Genomic DNA, 1,524 nt, shown 5'->3' on the forward strand with positions numbered 1-1,524 from the left:
CCCTGCGACGGGGCCGGGCACGACCCCCGGGCGGGGGCCCCCCCCCCGGACGCCCCCGCCGTCGGCATGGAGGCGCACGGCGCGCCGATCGCCCGTGGCCTGCACTCGATGGTGGCCCACCTGCCGGACGCCGTCGCCCGGGGCCTGATGCGCCGCTTCGGCGTCGACCGTCTCTCGGCGCTGCACCTGGCCGTGGAACTGGTCCGCCGCGGCGGAACCGTGTCGCTCGCGGGCGTGTACGGGGGAGCGGCCGACCCGATGCCCCTCCTCGTCATGTTCGACAAGCAGCTGACGCTCCGCATGGGCCAGGCGAACGTTCTGCGCTGGGTCGACCGGCTCCTGCCGCTGCTCGGCGACGACGACCCGCTGGGCGTCGACGACTTCGCCACGCACCGGCTGCCGCTGGCCGCGGCCCCGGAGGCGTACGAGATGTTCCAGACCAAGCGCGACGGCGCGGTGAAGGTCCTCTTCAAGCCGTGATGGCCGGTGTCCGGGCGGCGACGCGCGGGCACCGGCACCGGCTACTGATCCGGCTACGGCGTCGGCGCCGGAGCCGGATCCGGGTGTCGTCAGGACTCCGCGCTCGGCACCCCAAGCGGGCTGTCGGGCGCGTTCTTCCGCTCCTCCGCCATCCGCTCGCCGAGCTCGGCCAGCCGTTTGCGGCCCATGGCCTTGCGCACCTCGGGGAACCAGTCGTTCTCCTCCTCCTCGACGTGGTGCCTGACGTTCTCCATCAGCACCGTCATCTTGGCGTCGAAGCGCTCGTCCTCCGGGGCGAGCCCGTCGATCTCCGACAGCATCCAGAGCACCGCGTGGTGCTCCTCGATGCTCTCCAGCACGTGGTCCTCGGTATCGGGTGCGGCCTCCCGTGCCGCCGGGTAGAAGACCTGTTCCTCGATCCAGGCGTGCGCGGTGAGCTCCCGGACGACGTCGTCGGCGAGCTCGCGCTTGCGCCGCTGGGCGTCGTCGCCCGCCCGCTCGAACTCCTTGAACAGTTTCTCCACGGTCTTGTGGTCTTCGCGCAGCAGCACGATGCCGTCCATGGGGCGCTCCTTCCTGCCGGTGCGGCGGCTTTCATCCGTTGGTGTGTGCCGGCTCGGCGGTGTCGCCGGCGCCGGAACCGGCTGCCTCACGGTCCCCGCCGGTGCTGAGCAGCCGGTGGAAGAACGAGCGGTAGCGCACCAGGGCCGTCCGCAGGCTCTCGGTGTCGACGTCCTCGCCCTGCCGCCACTGGCCTTCGAGGTCCCTGCGGTGGTCGGCGAAGGTGGCGGCCAGCTTCTGCATCACGTCCGCCACCAGCGCGTCGGCCTCGTGCACGGCCCGGCGGGGATCGTCCACGAACAGGCTCTGCAGCTCGTGCCAGCGGGTCTCGAAGGTCTCCTCGTCCTCGGGGGCCATCAGCCGCTGCGACTCGTCCGTCGGGCGGTGCGTGGCGGCCCCCCCCGCCCTTTGGGGGGGTGGGGGGGCAGCCGCGGGGGGGGGCCCGGAACCCGGGTGGGTGTTCGCCGGGTCGGCCGGGGCCGG

At 73.3% G+C, this 1,524-nt stretch carries 2 protein-coding genes and 1 pseudogene; 1 reads left to right on the forward strand and 2 read right to left on the reverse strand.

The genetic code is table 11. From position 1 onward, the window contains the following. A pseudogene (locus ACFW1I_RS08400) lies at positions 1 to 480 on the forward strand (glutathione-dependent formaldehyde dehydrogenase); the annotation flags it as partial. An 89-nt stretch (positions 481 to 569) separates the two neighbouring features. Here the strand turns inward: ACFW1I_RS08400 and ACFW1I_RS08405 are convergent. After that, positions 570 to 1,043 carry a hemerythrin domain-containing protein gene (locus tag ACFW1I_RS08405; protein WP_384667449.1) on the reverse strand — a complete coding sequence of 158 codons (474 nt, stop codon included), beginning with the start codon at positions 1,041 to 1,043 and terminating at the stop codon, positions 570 to 572. A gap of 31 nt (positions 1,044 to 1,074) precedes the next feature. Continuing rightward, complete coding sequence (locus tag ACFW1I_RS08410; RefSeq protein WP_384667452.1) at positions 1,075 to 1,398, reverse strand: hypothetical protein; 324 nt, start codon at positions 1,396 to 1,398, stop codon at positions 1,075 to 1,077. Between the last annotated feature and the right edge of the window lie 126 nt (positions 1,399 to 1,524).

The sequence above is a fragment of the Streptomyces sp. NPDC058955 genome (assembly GCF_042741435.1).
GTDB lineage: Bacteria > Actinomycetota > Actinomycetes > Streptomycetales > Streptomycetaceae > Streptomyces.